This window comes from Micromonospora sp. I033 (genome assembly GCF_053890995.1).
Genome location: NZ_JBSSLX010000380.1, coordinates 1 through 1,844 on the forward strand (window position 1 = coordinate 1; position 1,844 = coordinate 1,844).

A 1,844-nucleotide genomic window follows, 5' to 3' on the forward strand; every position below is an offset into this window, starting at 1 on the left:
CGATCTCCGGAACTGCCGCCAACCTCATGATCGACGCGGGGGTCCGGTCAGGACTCCGGGAGGTGGAGGGCCTGGGTCAGGGCGGGGAGGAGGAGGTTGATCTGCCATTCGCGGGCGCCGAAGGTGCGCAGGGTCTCCGCGACGGTGTCGTCGGTGATCTCCTCGGGCGGCTGCCAGGCCAGGCGGCGGACGTAGTCCGGGGCGACGAGGTTCTCCGGCGGCAGGTTGTGCGCGCCGGCCGTGCCGACCACGACCTCCCGGCAGCGGGCCAGCCGGCCGGCCGCCACCGGGTCCCGCTCGGCCCACCGGTGCGGCGGGGGCGGCCCCTCCACCACCGGGGTCACCGGCAGGGCGTCGTCCGGCAGCTGGCGGGCGTCGTCCAGGGCCGCCAGCCAGGTACGCGCCAGCCGGCGCACCGAGCGGCCACCGAAACCGGGGAGGGTGAGCAGGGTCTTCTCGTCCTTCGGGTCCAACTCGGCGGCCGCCACGATCGCCGAGTCCGGCAGCACCCGACCCGGTGCGGCGTCCCGCCGCGCGGCGATCTGGTCCCGCGCGTACCACAGCGAGCGGACCCGGGCCTGCGCCCGCGCGCCGCGCACCCGGTGGATGCCCGAGGTGCGGCGCCAGGGCTCGGCGCGCACCCGGGGCGGCCGGGCGCCGGTGCGGACCAGCGCGGCGAACTCCTCCGCCGCCCACGCCGACTTGCCCTGCTTCTCCAGTTCCTCGTCGAGCGCGTCGCGCAGGTCCACCAGCAGTTCCACGTCCAGCGCCGCGTAGGTGAGCCAGGACTCCGGCAGCGGCCGGCTCGACCAGTCCGCCGCGGAGTGGTGCTTCTCCAGGCTGTAGCCCAGCAGCTGCTCGGTCAGCGCGGCCAGGCCCACCCGCTCGAAGCCGGCCAGCCGGGCGGCCAGCTCGGTGTCGAACAGCCGGCGCGGGCGCAGCCCAAGCTCGGCCAGGCAGGCGAGATCCTGGCTGGCGGCGTGCAGCACCCACTCGGCCTCGGCGATCGCCGCGTCGAGGGCGCTCAGGTCGGGCAGGGGCAGCGGGTCGATCAGCGCCGTGCCGGAGCCCGCCCGGCGCAGCTGCACCAGGTAGGCGCGCTGGCTGTAGCGGTAGCCGGAGGCGCGCTCGGCGTCCAGGGCCACCGGGCCGGTGCCGGCCGCGAAACGGGCCACGATCTCGTCGAGCTCGCGCGGAGTGGCCACCGGCGCGGGTGTGCCGTCGCGCGGGGCGGTCAGCGGGACGGGCCCACCGGCGGTGGGTTCGGTCCCCGCGTCCGCCGGCTCCGGCGTGGCCGAGGACGGCAGCGGCGAGGCCTCTTCCGTACGGCTTTCGGCGGCCCGACGGCGCAGGGGTGGTTCGTCGGTCACCTGACAACCCTAGTGCGCCGGGCGATCCGGTGTGCGCAGCCGGTCGGGCGCGTGTCGGCGCGGTGTCCCGGAGATGTCGTGACAGGGTCGGGTTGCGCCGGGGTGGCAGGGTCGGACAACGGGGAAGACAAACCCCGTTCACGCAGGTACGGTCCATCGAGCCGCGGACGGCCACAACGTCCTCGGCGGGGCGGTCACGGGGGAGGACTGGGCGATCATGACGGGTGCTTACGGGGCCGGTGACGGCGTGCCGGGGCAGGACGGCGACGAGACGGCCGACCAGGGGCGGGCCGGGGCCGACCGGCCGGGCCCCCTGCCGCCGCGCATCGTCCCGCCGACCGGCCATGCCACCGTCCCGGGTCAGCCGTCCGGCTATCCCGCCGCGCCGGCCCCGAACCTCCCGGGCCCGTCCACCGAGGGTTTCCCGCCGCCGGGCGCCGCGCCGACCGGATCGGGCGCCGACCAGCCGGGTGC

Annotated in this window: 1 protein-coding gene and 1 pseudogene; one reads left to right on the top strand and one right to left on the bottom strand. The window is 76.8% G+C overall.

Annotated features, from left to right (window positions below; translation table 11 throughout):
* Window positions 1–47: 47 nt before the first annotated feature.
* Window positions 48–1,370: an HRDC domain-containing protein gene (locus tag ACW0Q9_RS30330; protein ID WP_456187168.1), complete on the bottom strand. Its 1,323-nt coding sequence runs from the start codon at window positions 1,368–1,370 to the stop codon at window positions 48–50.
* Between the two features lie 217 nt (window positions 1,371–1,587).
* Between ACW0Q9_RS30330 and ACW0Q9_RS30335 the strand changes: the two are divergent.
* Window positions 1,588–1,844: pseudogene (locus ACW0Q9_RS30335) on the top strand (peptidase S1); the annotation flags it as partial.